Source organism: Achromobacter denitrificans NBRC 15125 (assembly GCF_001571365.1).
Taxonomy (GTDB): domain Bacteria; phylum Pseudomonadota; class Gammaproteobacteria; order Burkholderiales; family Burkholderiaceae_B; genus Achromobacter; species Achromobacter denitrificans.
Genome location: NZ_BCTQ01000005.1, coordinates 21560 through 39600, shown reverse-complemented (window position 1 = coordinate 39600; position 18041 = coordinate 21560). Strand labels below are relative to the sequence as shown.

General features: G+C 69.5%; 17 protein-coding genes. 5 read left to right on the top strand and 12 right to left on the bottom strand.

The annotated features are described in order from the left end of the window. Nucleotides 1–13: 13 nt before the first annotated feature. Nucleotides 14–808: an enoyl-CoA hydratase/isomerase family protein gene (locus tag ADE01S_RS05945; protein ID WP_062680554.1), complete on the bottom strand. Its 795-nt coding sequence runs from the start codon at nucleotides 806–808 to the stop codon at nucleotides 14–16. A 139-nt stretch (nucleotides 809–947) separates the two neighbouring features. On the opposite strand from ADE01S_RS05945, the gene ADE01S_RS05940 reads away from it, so the two are divergent. After that, nucleotides 948–1859: an SDR family oxidoreductase gene (locus ADE01S_RS05940; RefSeq protein ID WP_062680553.1), complete on the top strand. Its 912-nt coding sequence runs from the start codon at nucleotides 948–950 to the stop codon at nucleotides 1857–1859. On the opposite strand, the gene ADE01S_RS05935 is transcribed toward ADE01S_RS05940, so the two are convergent. Continuing rightward, nucleotides 1823–2548 carry a TetR/AcrR family transcriptional regulator gene (locus ADE01S_RS05935; protein WP_062680552.1) on the bottom strand — a complete coding sequence of 242 codons (726 nt, stop codon included), beginning with the start codon at nucleotides 2546–2548 and terminating at the stop codon, nucleotides 1823–1825. The two genes, ADE01S_RS05940 and ADE01S_RS05935, sit on opposite strands and share 37 nt — an antisense overlap. A 116-nt stretch (nucleotides 2549–2664) precedes the next feature. On the opposite strand from ADE01S_RS05935, the gene ADE01S_RS05930 reads away from it, so the two are divergent. The 3 genes from ADE01S_RS05930 to ADE01S_RS05920 all read left to right on the top strand — a co-directional run bounded on the left by ADE01S_RS05930 (nucleotide 2665) and on the right by ADE01S_RS05920 (nucleotide 7517). Next, complete coding sequence (locus tag ADE01S_RS05930; protein ID WP_062680551.1) at nucleotides 2665–4287, top strand: acyl-CoA synthetase; 1623 nt, start codon at nucleotides 2665–2667, stop codon at nucleotides 4285–4287. A gap of 144 nt (nucleotides 4288–4431) precedes the next feature. Next, nucleotides 4432–6288: a phosphoenolpyruvate carboxykinase (GTP) gene (locus tag ADE01S_RS05925; RefSeq protein WP_062680550.1), complete on the top strand. Its 1857-nt coding sequence runs from the start codon at nucleotides 4432–4434 to the stop codon at nucleotides 6286–6288. A 596-nt stretch (nucleotides 6289–6884) separates the two neighbouring features. Next, on the top strand, nucleotides 6885–7517 hold the full coding sequence (locus tag ADE01S_RS05920) for a class I SAM-dependent DNA methyltransferase (protein WP_062680549.1): 633 nt from the start codon (nucleotides 6885–6887) through the stop codon (nucleotides 7515–7517). A 26-nt stretch (nucleotides 7518–7543) separates the two neighbouring features. Here ADE01S_RS05920 and ADE01S_RS05915 read toward each other — a convergent pair whose 3' ends face one another. The 7 genes from ADE01S_RS05915 to ADE01S_RS05885 form a co-directional block, all read right to left on the bottom strand. Continuing rightward, nucleotides 7544–8041, bottom strand: coding sequence for an ureidoglycolate lyase (locus tag ADE01S_RS05915; protein WP_062680548.1), 498 nt, complete (start codon nucleotides 8039–8041; stop codon nucleotides 7544–7546). Further along, nucleotides 8041–8775, bottom strand: a complete 735-nt coding sequence (locus tag ADE01S_RS05910) for an ABC transporter ATP-binding protein (RefSeq protein ID WP_062680547.1) — start codon at nucleotides 8773–8775, stop codon at nucleotides 8041–8043. The genes ADE01S_RS05915 and ADE01S_RS05910 overlap by 1 nt, the downstream gene beginning before the upstream one ends. Next, entirely contained in the window at nucleotides 8768–9505 is a 738-nt protein-coding gene (locus tag ADE01S_RS05905; protein WP_062680546.1) for an ABC transporter ATP-binding protein, read from the bottom strand. The genes ADE01S_RS05910 and ADE01S_RS05905 overlap by 8 nt, the downstream gene beginning before the upstream one ends. Then, nucleotides 9505–10473 (bottom strand): branched-chain amino acid ABC transporter permease, encoded by a 969-nt coding sequence (locus tag ADE01S_RS05900; protein WP_062680545.1) that lies wholly within the window; start codon nucleotides 10471–10473, stop codon nucleotides 9505–9507. Before ADE01S_RS05900 ends, ADE01S_RS05905 begins: the two co-directional genes overlap by 1 nt. Before the next feature lie 2 nt (nucleotides 10474–10475). Further along, nucleotides 10476–11366: a branched-chain amino acid ABC transporter permease gene (locus ADE01S_RS05895; RefSeq protein WP_062680544.1), complete on the bottom strand. Its 891-nt coding sequence runs from the start codon at nucleotides 11364–11366 to the stop codon at nucleotides 10476–10478. A gap of 192 nt (nucleotides 11367–11558) precedes the next feature. Next, nucleotides 11559–12764 carry an ABC transporter substrate-binding protein gene (locus ADE01S_RS05890; RefSeq protein WP_062680543.1) on the bottom strand — a complete coding sequence of 402 codons (1206 nt, stop codon included), beginning with the start codon at nucleotides 12762–12764 and terminating at the stop codon, nucleotides 11559–11561. A 156-nt stretch (nucleotides 12765–12920) separates the two neighbouring features. Further along, nucleotides 12921–14498 carry an amidase gene (locus tag ADE01S_RS05885; protein WP_062680542.1) on the bottom strand — a complete coding sequence of 526 codons (1578 nt, stop codon included), beginning with the start codon at nucleotides 14496–14498 and terminating at the stop codon, nucleotides 12921–12923. Nucleotides 14499–14676: 178 nt separating this feature from the next. On the opposite strand from ADE01S_RS05885, the gene ADE01S_RS05880 reads away from it, so the two are divergent. Beyond that, nucleotides 14677–15366, top strand: a complete 690-nt coding sequence (locus ADE01S_RS05880; protein WP_062680541.1) for a FadR/GntR family transcriptional regulator — start codon at nucleotides 14677–14679, stop codon at nucleotides 15364–15366. 41 nt (nucleotides 15367–15407) lie between these two features. On the opposite strand, the gene ADE01S_RS05875 is transcribed toward ADE01S_RS05880, so the two are convergent. From ADE01S_RS05875 to ADE01S_RS05865, 3 genes are read right to left on the bottom strand one after another with little or no spacing between them, the layout of a single operon-like run. Further along, nucleotides 15408–15989, bottom strand: coding sequence for an amino acid synthesis family protein (locus tag ADE01S_RS05875; RefSeq protein WP_062680540.1), 582 nt, complete (start codon nucleotides 15987–15989; stop codon nucleotides 15408–15410). Nucleotides 15990–16026: 37 nt separating this feature from the next. Continuing rightward, nucleotides 16027–17001 carry a Bug family tripartite tricarboxylate transporter substrate binding protein gene (locus ADE01S_RS05870; protein WP_062680539.1) on the bottom strand — a complete coding sequence of 325 codons (975 nt, stop codon included), beginning with the start codon at nucleotides 16999–17001 and terminating at the stop codon, nucleotides 16027–16029. Between the two features lie 47 nt (nucleotides 17002–17048). After that, on the bottom strand, nucleotides 17049–17957 hold the full coding sequence (locus ADE01S_RS05865) for an NAD(P)-dependent oxidoreductase (protein WP_062680538.1): 909 nt from the start codon (nucleotides 17955–17957) through the stop codon (nucleotides 17049–17051). Between the last annotated feature and the right edge of the window lie 84 nt (nucleotides 17958–18041).

Sequence of the window (18041 nt, the reverse complement as noted above, 5' to 3'; positions counted from 1 at the left end):
GCCGCGCGGCCGCCTATGCGCCGGCGCGCCAGGACGGCTCGCGCTTTTCCAGGAACGCGGCCACGCCTTCGCGGGCTTCGTCGGTGCCGCGGATCGCCGCGATGCGCTCGACCGAATCCGCGATCAGCGCCGCGTCGATCGGCCGGCCGGCGAAATCGCGCACCAGGCGCTTGCTGGCCTGCACCGCGCCCGGGCCGTTGGCGCACAGGGCGCGGCAGATCGCCATGGTCTCCTGCGCGAGGCTTTCCGGCGCGACGACCTGATGCACCAATCCCAGCCGCAGCGCGGTGCCGGCGTCGAAGCGTTCGGCCGTGAGGAAATAGCGGTTGGCGGCGCGCTCGCCCATGGCGCGGATCACGTAGGGGCTGATGGTGGCGGGCAAGAGGCCCAGGCGGGTTTCCGAGAGGCAGAAATGCGCGTGGTCGGCGGCGATGGCGATGTCGCAGGCCGACAGCAGCCCCATGCCGCCGGCATAGGCGTCGCCGTTGACGCTGGCTACCACCGGCTTGGGGCAGGACCAGATCGCATGCAGCATGGCGCCCAGGCGCGCCGCGTCCTCGCGGTTGGCGGCGTCGGTCAGGGTGGCCATCTTGCGCATCCAGTTCAGGTCGCCGCCGGCGCAGAACGCCTTGCCCGCGCCGGTCAGCAGCAGCACGCGGATGCGCGGGTCGTCCGCGGCCGTCCGGACCGCATCGGTCAGGGCGGCGATCAGCGACTCGTCGAAGGCATTGCGCGTGTCGGGGCGGTTCAGCGTCAGGCGGGCGACGGGGCCCTCATGGGCGACGTCCAGCGGGGCGTGCATCGTCATGCGGTGTCTCCTGTTTTCTTGATGAAGGCTCAATAAGCGCGGAAAGCCGATGAGCCCATTCTAGGGGGAAATCCTGCCAGCCGCGATGCATGATGGGCAAGTATTGAGTTATCCTCAAGAAAAAACGAGGAAGCGAGACATGCAAGCACAAGCAGGCGGCCCCGCCGCCGACCCCCGCTACGCGTCGGTATTCAGGCCGGGCCTGTTCGAGGGCAAGACGATCATGGTGACGGGCGGAGGCAGCGGCCTGGGCCGCTGCACCGCCCACGAGCTGGCGTCGCTGGGCGCGAGCCTGGCCCTGGTGGGGCGCAAGCCCGACAAGCTGCAGGCCGCCGAACAGGAGATCGCGCGGATCTATCCCGAGGCCGCCGGCCGAATCAGCGCGCACGCCTGCGACATCCGCGACGAGGCCGGCGTGCGCGGCGCCGTCGCCGACGCGCTAGCCCGGCACGGCGCCATCGACGGGCTGTTCAACTGCGCGGGCGGGCAGTTCCCCGCGCCGCTGGACCGCATCAGCTTCAACGGCTGGAACGCCGTGGTCCAGAACAACCTGCACGGCACCTTCCTGATGGCGCGCGAGGTCTACACCCAGCACATGCGCCAGCACGGCGGCGCCATCGTGAACATGCTGGCCGACATCTGGGGCGGCATGCCGGGCATGGGCCATTCGGGCGCGGCCCGCGCCGGCGTCTGGAACCTGACCGAAACGGCCGCCTGCGAATGGGCGCACGCGGGCGTGCGCGTCAACGCGGTGGCGCCCGGCTGGATCGCCTCCAGCGGCATGGACAGCTACGACGACGCCTACCGCGCGGTGCTGCGCGAGCTGAAGACCAAGGTGCCGCTGCAGCGCTTCGGGACCGAGGCCGAGCTGGCCGCGGCCGTGGTGTTCCTGTTGTCGCCGGCGGCCGCGTTCATCAACGGCAGCGTCATCCGCGTGGATGGCGGCGTGCCCAACGCGCGGCATTCCTGGACCCTGGCCCCGGCCGAACGAGGAGACACCTACAACGGCTTTCCTCAGTACGCCCCGCCGTCCCTGTTCTCCGACGACTGAAGGCGATGCAGGGCATCCCGCACTTCGCCGCGGAACTGGGCGAGCGCCAGCGCGTCGCGGTCGGGCGGCTGCAGCGCCTGCCACAGGAAGCCGACCAGCTGGTCGGCGGTGGCGCCCACGTCCACCCGCGCGCCGCGCAGGATGGCGTCCCACAGCACGTGCTCCATCGGCCCGTAGACCGCCGAGCGCAGCAGCCGCAGCGGCATGTCGCGCCGGATGTCCCCGTCGGCCTGGCCCTGCGCCAGGATGCGCATGAGCGGCGCCGTGTAGCGGCGTTGCAGCCCGGCGTAGACCTCGCCGAAATCATCGTTGCGCGCCCGCCCCTCGGAGAGGATGAAGGCGCACAGCCCGGAGCCTTCCGCCAGCAGGTGCCGCAGGTGCGCATGCACCAGGTAATGCAGCTGGGCGCGCGCGCCGTGCACGCGCGGCAGGTCGTCCTCGACCTTGGCGATGATCTCGTCGTACCAGTCGCTGATCACCCGCACGCACAGCTCGCGCTTGCCCCCGAAATAAGTGAAGACCGTCGCCTCGGACACGCCCAGGCGCTGCGCGATCTCCGTGGCGGTGGCCGCCTGGAATCCCGCCTCCGAGAAAACCTGGCGCGCCACGCGCAGGATGTCCCGGATGCGCTGTTCGGACTTGGCGCTGGCCGGCGGACGGCGTATCGGGACGGTGGCGGCTTTTTCCATGCGGGCGAGGGCGGCGGGACGGTGGGCGGGGGCTTATTATTGAGCCAGGGTCAAGTTCGTGGCAAGGCACGCGATCCGGGCATTTTCAACGCGAACAACAACAGTCGAGACAAATCATGCTGTCCAGAGCCGATTCCTACGCGCAGCTAGCGTCCCAATTCCAATGGCAGGTGCCGGCGGCCTACAACATCGGCGTCGACGCCTGCGACAAGTGGGCCGACGGCAGCGGCCGCCTGGCGCTGATCTACGAGAAAAGCGACGGCGCCCAGACGCGCTATACCTTCGACGAGATCAAGGCGCAGTCCAACCGCTTGGCGCACAGCCTGGAGCGCCACGGCGTCAAGCGCGGAGACCGCGTGGCCGTCTACCTGCCGCAGGCGCCCGAGACGGCGGTCACGCACATCGCCGTCTACAAGATGGGGGCCGTGGCGGTGCCGCTGTTCACCCTGTTCGGCGTGGACGCCATCCAGTACCGGCTGGCCAACAGCGGCGCGGCCGCGCTCGTGACCGACGCGGCGGGCTGCCGCAAGCTGCGCGAGATCCGCGCCAGCCTGCCCGATCTGAAGGTCGTTTACTGCATCGACGACGAGCCCGTGGACGACGCCGTGCCGTTCCACGCCGCGCTGGCCGCCGAGTCCGACGAATACGCGCCGGTGGCCACGGCCGCGGACGACCCGGCGGTCATCATCTATACCTCGGGCACCACCGGCAAGCCCAAGGGCGCGCTGCACGCCCACCGCGTGCTGCTGGGCCACCTGCCCGGCGTCGAGATGTCGCACGAATTCTTCCCCGAGAACGCCGCCCTGATGTGGACGCCGGCCGACTGGGCCTGGATCGGCGGACTGCTGGACGTGCTGCTGCCCGCCTGGCACCACGGCGTGCCCGTGCTGGCGCGCCGCTTCGAGAAGTTCGACGGCGCCAGCGCCCTCGAACTGATGGCCCGCCACGGCGTGACCCACACCTTCCTGCCGCCCACGGCGCTCAAGATGATGCGCGGCGTGGTGCCGCCGCCCGGCGCGCCGGCCCTGGCGCTGCGCTCCGTCGCCAGCGGCGGCGAGTCGCTGGGCGCGGAACTCATCGACTGGGGCCGCCGCGTGCTGGGCGTCACCATCAACGAGTTCTACGGCCAGACGGAATGCAACATGCTGGTGTCCTCGTGCTCCTCGCTGTTCGAGCCGGTCATCGGCGCCATCGGCCGCGCCGCGCCCGGCCACCGGGTTGCGATTGTGGATGAGCAGGGCGTCGAAGTGGCCGATGGACAGGAGGGCAATATCGGCGTATTGCGGCCCGACCCGGTCATGTTCCTGGGTTACTGGAACAATCCGCAGGCCACGGCAGAGAAGTTCGCCGGCGACTACCTCCTGACCGGCGACCTGGGCGTGCGCGACGAGCAGGGCTTCATCCGCTTCGTGGGCCGTAACGACGACGTCATCACCAGCGCCGGCTACCGCATCGGCCCGGGCCCCATCGAAGACTGCCTGATCGGCCATCCCGCCGTGCGGATGGCGGCGGTGGTGGGAGTGCCGGATGCGGAGCGCACCGAGATCGTGATGGCCTACGTGGTCTTGAACGAAGGATTCGAGGGCGACGACGCGCTGGTGAAGTCGCTGCAGGCCCACGTGCGCACCCGCCTGGCGGCGCACGAATACCCGCGCGCCATCCGCTTTGTAACCACTTTGCCCACCACGGCCACGGGCAAGATCATCCGCCGGGAGCTGCGCGACGGCCGCTACGCCTGAGCGGACTCAACCGGTGACAATGTCGTCCATGAGGATGGGTTGACGGGCAACCGGCGGCTGCAAGTATGATGGCGCAAATTGCTACGGCCCCACTCCAAATGGGGCCGTATCACCATTAGCCTTATCAGTATGGAGATAACCCCGATGAATAAGCCTTTGGATGGGGGATTGGCAGCCTTGAACGTGCCTGCCTACGTCAAGCACCGCGGCCTGATCGACTGGGTGGCGAGCTTCGTCGCCCTGGCCAAGCCCGACAACGTCGTCTGGTGTGATGGTTCCCAGGAAGAATACGACCGCCTCTGCGAGCAGATGGTCCAGTCGGGCACCTTGCGCAGGCTGAACCCCGCCAAGCGGCCTAATTCCTACCTGGCCTGGTCGGATCCCTCCGACGTCGCCCGCGTGGAAGACCGTACCTTCATCTGTTCCGACCGTCCCGAGGATGCCGGCCCGACCAACAACTGGGCGGATCCCGCCGAGATGCGCGACACGCTCAACGGCCTGTTCGACGGCGCCATGCGCGGCCGCACGCTGTACGTGGTGCCGTTCTCGATGGGCCCGCTGGGCTCGGACATCGCCCACATCGGCGTGGAACTCTCCGACAGCCCCTACGTGGCCGTGAACATGCGCATCATGACGCGCATGGGCAAGCAGGTCTACGACGTGCTCGGCGCCGACGGCGACTTCGTGCCCTGCGTGCATTCCGTGGGCAAGCCCCTGGCCGCCGGCGAAGCCGACGTCTCCTGGCCGTGCAACCCCACCAAGTACATCGTCCATTTCCCCAAGAGCCGCGAAATCTGGAGCTACGGCTCGGGCTACGGCGGCAACGCGCTGCTGGGCAAGAAATGCTTCGCGCTGCGCATCGCCTCCACCATGGGGCGCGACCAGGGCTGGCTGGCCGAACACATGCTGATCCTGGGCGTCACCTCGCCCAAGGGCCGCAAGTACCACGTCGCGGCCGCCTTCCCGTCGGCCTGCGGCAAGACCAACTTCGCCATGCTGATCCCGCCCCAGGGCATGGACGGCTGGAAGGTCACCACCATCGGCGACGACATCGCCTGGATCAAGCCCGGCCCCGACGGCCGCCTGCACGCCATCAACCCGGAAGCCGGCTATTTCGGCGTGGCGCCGGGCACCAGCGAGCAGACCAACTTCAACGCCATGGCCACGCTCAAGGCCAACGTCATCTTCACCAACGTGGCGCTCACCGATGACGGCGACGTCTGGTGGGAAGGCATGACCGACACGCCGCCCGCGCACCTGGTCGACTGGCAAGGCCAGGACTGGACCCCGGCCATCGCGCGCGAAACCGGCCGCAAGGCCGCGCACCCCAACGCGCGCTTCACCGCGCCGGCCGCGCAATGCCCCTCGATCGACCCCGAATGGGAAAATCCGCAGGGCGTGGTCATCGACGCCTTCATCTTCGGCGGCCGCCGTTCCACCACCGTGCCGCTGGTCACCGAAGCCCGCAACTGGGTCGAAGGCGTCTACATGGCCGCCACCATGGGCTCGGAAACCACCGCCGCGGCCGCCGGCCAGCAGGGCGTGGTGCGCCGCGACCCCTTTGCCATGCTGCCGTTCTGCGGCTACAACATGAGCGACTACTTCGGCCACTGGCTGAAGCTGGGCAAGCAACTGGAAGCCGCCGGCGCCACGCTGCCGCGCATCTACTGCGTCAACTGGTTCCGCAAGGGCCCCGACGGCAAGTTCGTCTGGCCCGGCTTCGGCGACAACATGCGCGTGCTGCGCTGGATGCTCGGCCGCATCGACGGCCAGTCCAAGGGCGTGGACCAGGTGTTCGGCATTTCGCCCAGCTACCAGGACATCGACTGGACCGGCCTGGAGTTCAGCCCGGACAAGTTCGAACAGGTCATGTCCGTGGACGCGGACGCCTGGCGCGCGGAACTCGCCCTGCACGACGAGCTCTTCACCCAGCTGGAGCAGGGCCTGCCCAAGGACCTGCCCGCCGTCAAGGCCAGCATCGAAGGCCGCATCGCCGCCTGAAGCCGCCCACGGCGCCGGACCCCGGAGGGCGCGCGTGCGCCTTCCGCCGCGGCATCCGGCGCCGGCGGCTCCGCAATGAAAAGGGTGCAGGCACCGGAAAATCTCCGGTGCCTGCACCCTTTTTGCATGAGCTTCACGCCGCCGCGTCCCGATAGCGCTTGCGTCACCGCGCCCAGTATTGCCGTACACAACCGCTCCCAGCGCGGCCTCACACCACGGCCACCACCTTCCCGCCAGCACACCCAAATGCCCCAAAAGGCCGCCCGCGCGGCCGCCTTGGGGCGACCCCGCAAACGCTTCCGAGGTACCCAGCTTCCGGCAAGAACCTCAAGAACCCCACCCGTCCCAGCGACGTGACAAGCAATACCAATGCAGCCGGTCGTGGCGGGGGCCTGGGGCGCGCGGGGCGTCGATAAGCCCGAGGGAATCTGAAGGAACCGCCGCAGGCGGTGACGAAGATGACAAGGGGGCAGTCCGGAGCGAAGGCTCCGGACCGCAATCGTGGCCCCGCGCGCCCCAGGCCCCCGCCGCGACCGGCGTCAATAGCACTGCCTCCAGCCTCCTGGAACTCCTCCAGTTGGTGCACAATCCCCGATATGCACCTGACCCCCGAAGACCTGGCGAACATCACCGCCCTGACGCTCGCGCACTACGAAGACAACGCCGATTCGTTCGAAGCCGGCACCCGCGACCACGATGTCAGCCAGAACATCGCCGCGCTGCTGCGCCACATCGAAGGCGAACCTCCGTACGACATCCTGGACCTGGGCTGCGGCCCCGGCCGAGACCTCAAGACGTTCACCGCCCTCGGCCATCGCGCCGTCGGCCTCGACGGCACTCCGAGCTTCGTCGATATGGCCCGCGAGGCCAGCGGTTGCGAAGTCTGGCACCAGGACTTCCTGCACCTCGCGCTGCCCGACGACCGCTTCGACGGCATCTTTGCCAACGCCGTCCTGTTCCACGTGCCCGGCCAGGAACTGCCCCGGGTATTGCGCGAACTGCGCGCCGCCCTCAAACCACGCGGCGTGCTGTTCAGCTCCAATCCGCGCGGCGGCAACCAGGAAGGCTGGAATCGCGGCCGCTACGGCGCCTACCATGACCTGGAAGGCTGGCGCAGCCTGATGGCGGCCGCCGGTTTCGAAGAACTCGAACACTACTTCCGCCCGCAAGGCCTGCCCCTGGAACAGCAGCCCTGGCTCGCCAGCGTCTGGCGCAAAGCCTCCGCCTGAGCCCGGCCGCGGGCGAAACCGGCGGGTCAGTCCGCCCGCAGCATCCAGGGCGCATCCGGCAACGGCACCAGCTCGCAATCCACGCTGGGGCCGGCCCGTTCAAGCACCGCGAACTCGCCGTCCGCCAGCGCCAGGAGCGGGTGGTGCCAAACGTCCCGCCACAGCGTAACCCCCACCCCCGGACCCGCCAGGAAAGCGCGCAGCGTCGCCGGATCCGGCGCGTCCGCGCCCAGCGCCACCAGCACCACATAAGGCGTCGCCGCCAGCGGCAGGAACGTCTGGCTGCCCAGCCGGTGCCGCTCCACCACCTGCGCCGCGAACGGCAGTGCGATTCCCTGCGCCCGGAACACCGACAGCGAAGGCCGTCCGCCCGCAGCAAGGAGGTCGGGCTCCCGCAACTCCACCCGCAGCGAGGTGCCCGCGTTGATTTCGCGGCCGCTGCGGCCGGCGCTGCTGACCACCTCGCCGTAGGGCGCGAACGCCTCGGCCGTCAAAGGCTGCGCCATCAGAGTCCGCGTATCCATCAGAAATTGATCCCCAGCCATTCGCGCACCTGTTCGTGCAGGTCGCCGGCAAAATCCTCGGGCGAGCCGGAAGCGGTGATCTCGCCCAGGCTCAGCACGTAGATGTGGTGGGACATGGCCACGACCCGGCGCACGTTGTGGTCCACCAGAAGGATCCCCATGCCCGTCTCGGCGAACGCGCGGATCCATTGGAACACCTCGGCCGCCACGCGCGGCGCCAGCCCGATGCTGGGCTCGTCGATCAGGCAGACCTGGGGCTGGACCATATAGGCCTTGGCGAACTCCAGCGACTTCTGCTGGCCGCCCGACAGATTGCCGGCCTGGTCCTTCAGCTTCTCCTTCAGCACCGGGAACCGCTCCAGCGTGTCGGCGAAGCGCGATTCCAGCACCTCGCCGTAGCGCTTGCGCCGGCCTTCCAGCGGCAGGCGCAGGTTTTCCTCCACCGTCAGGTAGGGGAACAGGCTGGATTCCTGCGGGATGTACCAAAGGCCGTCGTCGATCATGCGATGCGGCGCCTGCCCGGAAATGTCGCGCCCGGCCCGCGTCACGCGGCCGGACTTCGGCGGCAGGAACCCGCAGATCGCCTTCATGAGCGTCGACTTGCCCGCGCCGTTCAGGCCGATCAGGCCGCTGACGCGGCCCGCCTCCACCGTCAGCGACACATTGCGCAGCACGTCGATGTCGCCCAGGTAGCCGGCGGTCACGCTCTCCATGGCCAGGAGGGTGTCAGGCATGGTTCTGCTCCTCTTGTCCCTGCTCGCCCAGATAGGCCTCGATCACCGCCGGCTCGCGCAGCACCTGCTGGGTGGGGCCATCGGCCAGCACCCGGCCGGCGTTCATGCAGACCGAGCGCGGACACAAGTCCACGACCACCGGCATATCGTGACTGACCAGGATGAACGTCTGGCCGCCCTGGTTGCGGCGGCGGATGAACTCCGACATGGTTTCCTTCATGACGGGGTGCACCGCGGCGAAGGGTTCGTCCAGCAGCGCCACGCGCGGCGGCACCATGAAGCAGGCGCCGAATTCCAGCAGCTTCTTCTGCCCGCCCGATAGCTGCCCCGCGTCCAGGTGCATGACGTGGCCCAGCTTGAGCTCCTCCAGCAGTTCCAGCGCGCGGCGGCTCGCGCCGGCCTCGTCCAGCCCCATCGCCAGCCCGCACACGACCAGGTTGTCGTAGGCGCTCACGCGGTTGAACACGCGGGTCATCTGGAACATCCGCAGCACGCCCAGCCGCGTCAGCTGCGTGGGGTTCAGGCCCATGATGCTGCGGCCGTCCAGCCGCACCTCGCCCGCGTCCGCCGCCAGGTGGCCCGACAGGACGTTGAGCAGGGTGGTCTTGCCCGAACCGTTGGGGCCGATCAGCCCCAGCAGTTCGCCGTCGGCCACGTCCATGCCCGCGCCGTTCACCGCGAGCAGGCCGCCGAAGCGCTTCTGTATTCCCGATATCTGCAGCAGTGCCATCAGGCCCCCCTGGCGTTGCCGGAACGGCGCAGCGCGGCGCGGCGCGCCAGGCCCCACAGCCCCTCGCGGAAAAAGCGCGCGAATACGATGACCAGCAGCGCGAACACGATCATCTGGATGTTGCCGACGTCGCGCAGCATCTCGGAGGCCACGTACACCAGCACGGCGCCCAGCAGCGGGCCGACCAGCGTGCCCATGCCGCCGATCACGACCATGGCGATCACCATGCCGGTCTGCGCCACGATGCCCAGCTCCGGGCTGACCAGCTGCGCGAACGTGCCATACAGCCCGCCGGCGAATCCGCAGATGGCGCAGCTCGCCAGGAAGGCCAGGGTCTTGTAGCGCACCACGTCGATGCCCCGGCTGGCCGCGCCGATCTCGTCGTCGCGGATCGCCTGCAGGAAGCGGCCCGGCCGGGCCCGCAGCAGCAGGAAGACCAGCAGCGTCACCGCCGCCAGCACGCCCAGGAACAGGTAGTAGTTGCCGACGCGGCTGTCCAGCAGGGCCGGCACGTGCAGGCCCTGGTCGCCGCGGGTGAAGTCGATGGAGTTGTAGATGATCAGGCGCGCGATCTCGGCGAAGGACAGCGTGGTCAGCGCCAGGTAGGGGCCCGACAGCCGCAGCACGATGCGGCCCAGCACCAGGCCGATCAGCCCCGGCACCACCGCCGACAACGGCAGCCCCAGCCACAGCGGCACGCCCCAGTGGAAGGCCAGCAGGCCGGTGGTGTAGCCGCCCAGCATGGCGAAGGCCGCCGGCGCCAGCGAAAACTGGCCCGTGTAGCCCGCCAGCAGGTTCCAGCCGGTGGCCAGCATCGCGAAATACATGCTGACGATCAGCACGCCCAGCCAATACGGCGACGAAATGCCCAGCGGCAGCAACGCCAGCACGGCCAGGAACGCCAGCGACAGGCGCATCTCCTGGCGCAGCTTGTTGCGCAGCAGGTTGGGGTGGGTGAGCGGATCCATGTTCAGACCTCCCGCGCGCGTTCGCCGAACAGGCCCTTGGGCCGGAACAGCAGGATCAGGATCAGCAGGGCCAGCCCGAAGGTGTCGCGGTAGTCATAGGACAGGTACACCGCGCCGAAACTTTCGAGCACGCCCAGCGCCAGCGCCGCCAGGATGCTGCCGGGTATCGATCCCATGCCGCCGATCACGACGATCACATAGGACTTGATGGCCGGGAACGCGCCCACGTCCGGCGCGGGATTGATGACCGGCGCCAGCAACGCGCCGGCCAGCGCCGCGAGCACGCCCGAGGCCATGAAGATAATGCTGCTGGCGCGCGCGGTGTCGATGCCGGCGATGGAGGCGCCCAGCCGGTTCTGCGCCACCGCCTGCACCTGGCGGCCCCAGAGCGAGCGTTTGATGAATAGCGCCAGCCCGACCAGCAGCACGATGGACAGGCCCGCCGTGATCAGCTTCTGGCCGCTCATCATGAAAGGGCCGACCGCCATGCGCGTCACGTCGGACAGGGCTGGGCCGCGCATGGGGTAGGGGCCCACCACCTTGTCCACCAGGTTGATCAGGAGCAGCGACAGGCCGAAGGTGACCACCACCGCGTACTCGTCCTTCATCAGCCCCCAGGAGCCGTAGCCGGCGTACAGCGGGCGCATCAGCCAGCGTTCGGTGGCCCAGCCCAGCAGCGCGCCGGCGGCCGCGGCCACGGGCAGCGCCAGCCAGGGCGGCACGCCCAGGGCCAGCGACACCAGGGTGTAGGTGTAGGCCCCGATCATGTAGAACTCGCCGTGCGCGAAATTCACGACCTTCAGGATGCCGAAGATCATGGTCAGGCCGACCGCCATCAGCGCGTAGAACAGGCCGATGATCAGGCCGTTGACGAACAGGTCCAGTGCCAGCACTCGATGCTCCCTGACGCCGGGGCCGGGCCCCGGCGTTCATTGCGGTTCAAGAATGGAGGCGGTCCGGCCTTGTGGGGCAGCAGGCCGGAGACGCGGCGTGGGGGCCCCTTTTGCCGCCAGGCCGCCCCAAGACAAAAGACGCCCCCTCGGGGGGCAGCAAGCAAGCGCAGCTTGCGCGGCGTGGGGGCTCCATCACTTTGGTTTGATGACCTTATCGATCTGGAGCGGTTGGCCCGAGGCCTGGATCAGCGTGGTCTTGCTCAAGGGCTGGTCCACTTCGGTCAGCTGGTAGGTGACGTACGGGATGTCGACCCATTGCTGGTAGGTGTAGCCCGGCTGCTGCGAGAAGCTGAATTTGCCGCGCACGCCCTCGAACTGCATGCCTTGCAGGGTCTTGATGATGGCGGCGCTGTCGGTCGACTTGGCTTCCTCGATGGCGCGGGCGATCAGCAGCACCGAGTCGGCGGCCTGGAAGATCAGGCGATTCGGTTCGGTGTTGGCCTGCTTCTGGTAGGCGGCGCCCACGTCCAGGCCCAGCTGGGGCATGGGCATCTGCGGGTGGTACAGGCCGAAGGCCAGCATGTACTTGCCGGCTTCCTTCACGTTCTTCCAGAAGTCGGGGTAGTCGGCGATGCCGGCGCCGTCGTAGAACCAGGTCTTGGCGCTGGGCGCCACGCCCTGTTCGTACAGCTGGTTCATGAGGATGTACGCGGCCGGCGGCAGCATGATGTTGACCACCAGCTCGGGCGGGTTGGCGCGCAGCGGCAGCACCGCGGGCGTGAAGTCCTTGCCGGCGCGGTCCAGCGCCACGTACTTGTACTGGGTCTGCGGCGAGGTCTTCTTGAGGAAGTCGCCCAGCAGCTTGGCCTGGCCGATGCCGTAGTCGGTATTCTCGGCGAAGGCCACCACGCTCTTGACCTTCAGCGCGGCGATGGTGTCGGCCATGGCGCTGGAGACGCGGGTGTTGTAGTTTGCCGGGTTGAAGACTTCCGGGTAACCCTTGATGCGCACGTCGTCCGACCAGCAGTTGGTGTTGACGTACGGCACCTTGTAGCGGTGCGCCACCTCGATCTCGGCCAGGCACACCGAGCTCTGGTGGCCGCCCGTCACGGCGACGACCTTGTCGCGCGAGATGAGTTTCTCGGCCGCGGCGCGGCCCTTTTCCGGAATGCCCTGGTCGTCTTCGTAGACGATCTTCAGCGGGCGGCCCAGCACGCCGCCCTTGTCGTTGATCATCTTGGTGATGATCTCCACGCCATCCTTCACCTGGGTGCCTTGCACCACGGAGCCGGGCGGCGATTGCGCGATGCTGACGCCGATGACGATGGGATCGGCCGCCTGGGCGGAGGAGGCGAGAACGACCGCGGATACGGCTGCGGCAAAGCGAAGCAGTTTCATCGTTGTTTCCTTTTGGAAAGGAGCTGCGGCGATGCCGTCGTCCGCGAGGGCGAACGGAGTCGGCGGTCGGGGAACGTCGTTTGTTTTTTAATCCTGTAGTACCGGTCTTACCAGTTAGTGTTTACCAGCATGGGAGGCGATGCCGCCGCCCGGGCCTCAGGGAGCGAGCAGCGCTTCCACCCGCGCCGCCGCGTTCAGCACGCGCCAGTCGGCGCCGCGCGCGCCGGCGATCTGCAGGCCTATCGGCAGGCCGTTGCGGCCGGCGCCGCAAGGCAGCGTCAGGGCGGGCATGCCGGTCAGGTTGAAGGGCATGGTCAGCCCGGTGACGGCCGTGTGCAGCGGCACTTCCTGGCCGCCGATGACGACCGCGCCGGCGCCCGAGCGCGGCGGCTCGATGCGCAGCGTGGGCGTGACCAGCACGTCCACCGCCTGCATCGCCTGGTCGAACAGGCGCGCCAGCGCGGCGCGGCCGCGCTGCGCCCGCGTGTACCAGGTGGCCGGGAGGAACTGCCCGACCTCCAGCCGCACCCGCACGTCGGCGCCCAGGGTCTCGGGTTGGTCGATGAGCCGGCGCCAGTGGATGTCGGTGGCTTCGCTGCACAGGGTAGTGAACTGCAGCGCGGCGCTGTGCTCGACGCCGGGCAGGTCCAGCGGGACCAGCACGGCCCCGTCCGCCTGCATCAAGGCCAGCGCGCGATCGACCGCCTGCGCCACGTCGTCGGCCAGCGGCGCGTAGAAGTAATTGCGCGGCACGCCCACGCGCAGTCCGCGCAAGGCGCCCACGCTGACGGTGCGTTCGGCCTGGCCCGCCATGATGGAAAAGGCCAGCGCGGCGTCCGCCACGCTGGCGGCGATCGGGCCGAGGTGGTCCAGGCTGGCGCCCAGCGCCTGCGCGCCGTCGCGCGGCACGGCGTCGAAGGTGGGCTTGAAGCCCACCACGCCGCAGCAGGAGGCGGGGATGCGGATGGAGCCGGCCGTGTCGGTGCCGACGGCCACGCGGACGATGCCGGCGGCCACGGCGGCGGCCGAGCCGCCGCTGGAGCCGCCCGCGGTGTAGCCCGCCGCGCGAGGATTGCCCACCCATCCGTAGTGCGGGTTTTCGCTGGTAATGCCGTAGGCGAGTTCGTGCAGGTTGGTGGTGCCGACCACCAGGGCGCCGGCCTCGCGCAGGCGCGCCACCGCCAGCGCGTCGCGCAGGGCGGGCGGCGGTTTCAGGCCGCCGCTGCCGTTGGTCTGGGGGAAACCGGCCACCTGCATCAAGTCCTTGACGGCGATGGGCACGCCCATCAGCGGCATGGCCGCGCCTTCGCGCAGCTTGCGGGCCGCGGCGGCGGCGGCGCCGTCCAGCGCCGGCGTGTCGGACAGGGTGATGAAGGCGTTCAGGTCGGCCTGCTGGCGCGCGGCGGCCAGCGCGGCCTTGGCGGCGTCGGCCGCGTGCTCGGGCGCGTCGCGGCATTCGCGCGCGATGGCGGCGATGCCGGGCACGTGGCGCGAAACCGCGATGCCCCGGCCGGCCTGGGCCGCGGGCAGCGGGTGGGCGGACGCGGAGGGGGGCGGGGGCGGCGCCAGGTAGCCCAGCTCCGCTTCCGGCGCCAGCGCGTCCAGGGTTTCGAGTTCGGGGAGGTTGACGCGCAGCCGGTCCAGCCAGGCCTGGCGCCGTTCGCCGTAGGGGTAGCCGGCGAGCCGGGCCTGGGCGTCGACGGCGCGGGCGAATCTATCGTGGAGGTCGGTCATGGGCGGCGTTTCGCTGTAGAGGGGGGGCGGGGCCCCGGCGGCGCGCCGGGGGCGTTGTCCGGCCCGGTTTTATCCTTACCGGTCAGACCAGTTGGGTGTCATAATGCCCAGGCAGGATTTGGCTGTCAACGACCCCCGGGGGCGCGCCCAGCGCGCCCGCGCGCCGAGGAATTCCACGATGAATACCGTCGAACACATCGCCCAGCAATTGCAGGCCCGCATCCGTTCGAGCGAATGGGCGGCGGCGGGCAAGCTGCCGGGGCAGCGCCAGCTGGCCGAGTCGCTCGGCGTCAGCCGCGCGTCGCTGCGCGAGGCCATCACCATGCTGGAAGGCCTGGGCATGCTGCGCAGCGAAGCCGGCCGCGGGGTGTTCATCGCCAGGCCCGGCGAGAAAGGGCTGGGCAGCGCCTACGGCCGCTGGCGCTTCCAGGGGCGCTACGCCTTGCGCGACGTGTACCTGGTGCGCAACCAGCTCGAAGAACTGGCGGCGGGGCTGGCCGCCAGCGTCGTCACGCAGGCGGGCTTGAGCCGTCTGCACGCCACCATCACGCAGATGGAGCAGGCGGCCGACGCCGGCGACCTGGTCACCATGTCCGAAGGCGACCATGCCTTCCACGCCTGCCTGTTCGAGATCGCCGGCAGCCCCATGCTGCTGGACCTGGCCGAGAGCATCGGCGACGTGGTCGACGGCAGCCGCCAGGTGGCGTTCGCCGATCCCGCCCGCGTGCGCGAACCGATACGCGAGCACGCCGAGATCATCGAGGCGCTGGCCACCGGTTCGCCCGAGGCCGCGCGCCGCGCGATGCGCGCGCACATCTGCAACGTGGCCGACCGGGCGGGGCTGTCGCTGACCATTCCCGGCGCCTAGCGCCTGTTCCCGCCAGCAGGAGCCTCGCGCGGCCCCGGCCTTCAGCGCTGGCCGTCGTGCACGGCCACCGCTTCCTTGGTCAGCCCGCCCAGCCGCGAGTGCACCCGGCCGCCCGTGCCCATCACCAGGGCGAACAGGATTTCGTTGGCGCGCGGCGCGTCCTGGATGCCGATCTCGATGCTGTTGAAGTGGCTGCGTACGTAAGAGGCATGGATATAGTGCACCGGCACCATCATGCGGTAGCCGGCCACCGCCACGGCCTTCACGGCCGGGACCATGGCCTTGGGCTCGCCCAGCACGCTGCGCATGGCCCAGCCGCCCGCTTCGTGCCAGACCGCGCCGTGTTCCATTTCGCCGTCCAGTCCCACGATGGCGGCCTTGCTGTAGACCTCGACGTTCTCCTTGCCGCCCAGGGTCTCGACCAGCTCGGTCGCCAGCAGGGTGCCCAGGCCGCGCAGTTCGGCCATGAAGGGCATGAGGTCCGGCTCGTAGCGGCCCGCGTAGGGATTGCGGATGACGGCGCAGGCGGCGGCCAGCTTGAGCGGGCGGGCCGGCGGCGGGCCGTTTTCATGGAAGGTGGTTTCGACGATGAGGCAGCGCTTGCGGATATCGATCAGCGACATAAGGCGGATTCCTGGAAGAATGAGGGAAAGAGGGGGATCATTGCGGCGCGATGCCGGCTTCCTTGACGATGGCGGCCCACTTGTCGATTTCGGTTCGGACGAAACCGCCGAACTCGGCCGGGGTCTGCGTCTTGACGCTCAGGCCCTGGCGGGCATAGGTCTGCTTGAGCTCGTCGTCGGCCAGGGCCCGGTTCAGCGATGTCGACAGGCGGTCGAGCACGGGGGCCGGCAGGCCCGCCGGGCCCATCAGGCCGAACCACACCGTCAGGTCGAAGCCGGGTGCGCCGCTCTCGTTGAGCGTGGGAATGTCCGGGGCCAGCGCGAAGCGCTCGGGCGTGCTGACGCCGTAGGTCTTGACCTTGCCCGCGCGCGCCTGCTGCAGGCCGTTGGCCAGGTCGGTGAAGGTGAGGTCCACCGTGCCGCCGATCACGTCGGTCAGCGCCTGGGGGCCGCCGCGATACGGCACCGGCGTGACGTTGATCTTGCCCATCGCCGCCAGCTTGGCGCCGAACACCTGGGCGCTGCCCGATCCGTACGCGTAGGTCAGCTTGCCGGGATTCGCGGCGCCATAGGCGTACAGATCCGACACCTTGGTGCCGGGCATGCGAGGCGACCCCACCAGCAGGTAGGGGGTCTCGGCCACGGCGCCGATGGGCGCGAGATCGGTGGCGGGGTCGTAGGGCAGATCCTTGAACAGGCTCACGCCGCTGGCGGCGGTGGACACGCCCACCACCACCAGCGTGTAGCCGTCGGGCTTGGACTTGGCCACGTCGTGGGTGCCGATGATGCCGTTGGCGCCCGGCTTGTTTTCCACCACCACGGGCTGACCCAGGTCCGCGCTCATGGCCTTGCCCAGGCTGCGCGCCACCACGTCGGTGATGCTGCCCGGCGGGAAGGGCACGACCATGCGGATGGGGTGGTCGGGATAAGGCGCGGCTCGGGCGCCGGCGGCGGCCAGCAGGGCCGCGCCCAGGCCGAGCGCCAGTCTGAGCGTGGCGGCGGGTCGGTTCATGTCTGTCTCCTGTTTGGTGTCGTTATGGGGCGGGCGCGCGGGCCGCTTCAGTCCGGCGCGGGCGCGCTCAGGTTTTCCAGGTAGCGGTGGATCTCGGTGTTGTCGGCGCCGGCGGGCAGCGCCTCGCGGGCGCGCTGCCACAGCGCCGTGCACAGCGACAGCTGCGAAGCCGGCACGCCGGCCAGCGCCTGCAGCGCATCGGCGGTGCGCAGGTCCTTGGCCATCAGCGCCAGCGCGAAGCCGCCGTTGTAGGTGCCGGGCACGATGAACTGGCGCAGCTTGGTCTCGGTCGCGACGTTGCGGCCGCTGGAGGCGTTGAGCACGTCGGTGAAGACGTCCAGGTCCAGGTCCATGCGCCGGGCGATCAGCAGCGCTTCGCTGGCCGCCAGCAGGCCGGCCGCGTAGACATAGTTGTTCAGCGCCTTCATGGCGTGCGCCGAACCCGCGGCGCCGGTATGGATGAGCGAGGCGCCCATGCGAGAGAGCACCGGGCGCACGCGCTCCAGCTCGTCGGCGCCGGCGCCGACCATGATGGCCAGCGTTCCGGCGGCGGCCTTGGCCACCGCGCCCGACACCGGCGCGTCGATCAGCGTCAACCCGGCCTCGCGCAGCCGGGGCGCCAGCCGCCGCGTTTCGGCGGGGTTGGACGAGCCCATGTCCAGCAGCACGGAGCCCGCGCGCATGATGCCGGCCAGCCCGTGTTCGCCTTCGATCACGGCGTTGGTGATGGCGCTGTCGGGCAGCATGGTGATGACGATGTCGCGATCGGCCATCGCGGCCAGGCCGGCCGCCGGCCGGAGATTGCGGTTCCAGGCCGGGTGCCCGGCCAGGCGCTCCAGGCGCGCGGGGTCGCGGTCGTAGGCCAGGATGTCGTAGCGCTCCTCGCCGCCGGCAAGGTTTTCCACCATCGGCAGGCCCATCATGCCCAGGCCGACGAATCCTATGTTCAGAGTCATGCATTCCCTTTATCGAATCTCCCTGGAAATCGCGCCAGGGGCCGTCTGGAATGCTAATGAATGCCTGGATTTCGCAGTTATGCT

Coding starts and splice junctions, on each gene's coding strand:
- ADE01S_RS05940 (WP_062680553.1), top strand. CDS start 948: ATGCAAGCACAAGCAGGCGGCCCCGCCGCCGACCCCCGCTACGCGTCG.
- ADE01S_RS05945 (WP_062680554.1), bottom strand. CDS start 808: ATGACGATGCACGCCCCGCTGGACGTCGCCCATGAGGGCCCCGTCGCC.
- ADE01S_RS05890 (WP_062680543.1), bottom strand. CDS start 12,764: ATGAAACTGCTTCGCTTTGCCGCAGCCGTATCCGCGGTCGTTCTCGCC.
- ADE01S_RS05930 (WP_062680551.1), top strand. CDS start 2,665: ATGCTGTCCAGAGCCGATTCCTACGCGCAGCTAGCGTCCCAATTCCAA.
- ADE01S_RS05935 (WP_062680552.1), bottom strand. CDS start 2,548: ATGGAAAAAGCCGCCACCGTCCCGATACGCCGTCCGCCGGCCAGCGCC.
- ADE01S_RS05920 (WP_062680549.1), top strand. CDS start 6,885: ATGCACCTGACCCCCGAAGACCTGGCGAACATCACCGCCCTGACGCTC.
- ADE01S_RS05910 (WP_062680547.1), bottom strand. CDS start 8,775: ATGCCTGACACCCTCCTGGCCATGGAGAGCGTGACCGCCGGCTACCTG.
- ADE01S_RS05870 (WP_062680539.1), bottom strand. CDS start 17,001: ATGAACCGACCCGCCGCCACGCTCAGACTGGCGCTCGGCCTGGGCGCG.
- ADE01S_RS05875 (WP_062680540.1), bottom strand. CDS start 15,989: ATGTCGCTGATCGATATCCGCAAGCGCTGCCTCATCGTCGAAACCACC.
- ADE01S_RS05880 (WP_062680541.1), top strand. CDS start 14,677: ATGAATACCGTCGAACACATCGCCCAGCAATTGCAGGCCCGCATCCGT.
- ADE01S_RS05900 (WP_062680545.1), bottom strand. CDS start 10,473: ATGGATCCGCTCACCCACCCCAACCTGCTGCGCAACAAGCTGCGCCAG.
- ADE01S_RS05915 (WP_062680548.1), bottom strand. CDS start 8,041: ATGGATACGCGGACTCTGATGGCGCAGCCTTTGACGGCCGAGGCGTTC.
- ADE01S_RS05885 (WP_062680542.1), bottom strand. CDS start 14,498: ATGACCGACCTCCACGATAGATTCGCCCGCGCCGTCGACGCCCAGGCC.
- ADE01S_RS05905 (WP_062680546.1), bottom strand. CDS start 9,505: ATGGCACTGCTGCAGATATCGGGAATACAGAAGCGCTTCGGCGGCCTG.
- ADE01S_RS05925 (WP_062680550.1), top strand. CDS start 4,432: ATGAATAAGCCTTTGGATGGGGGATTGGCAGCCTTGAACGTGCCTGCC.
- ADE01S_RS05865 (WP_062680538.1), bottom strand. CDS start 17,957: ATGACTCTGAACATAGGATTCGTCGGCCTGGGCATGATGGGCCTGCCG.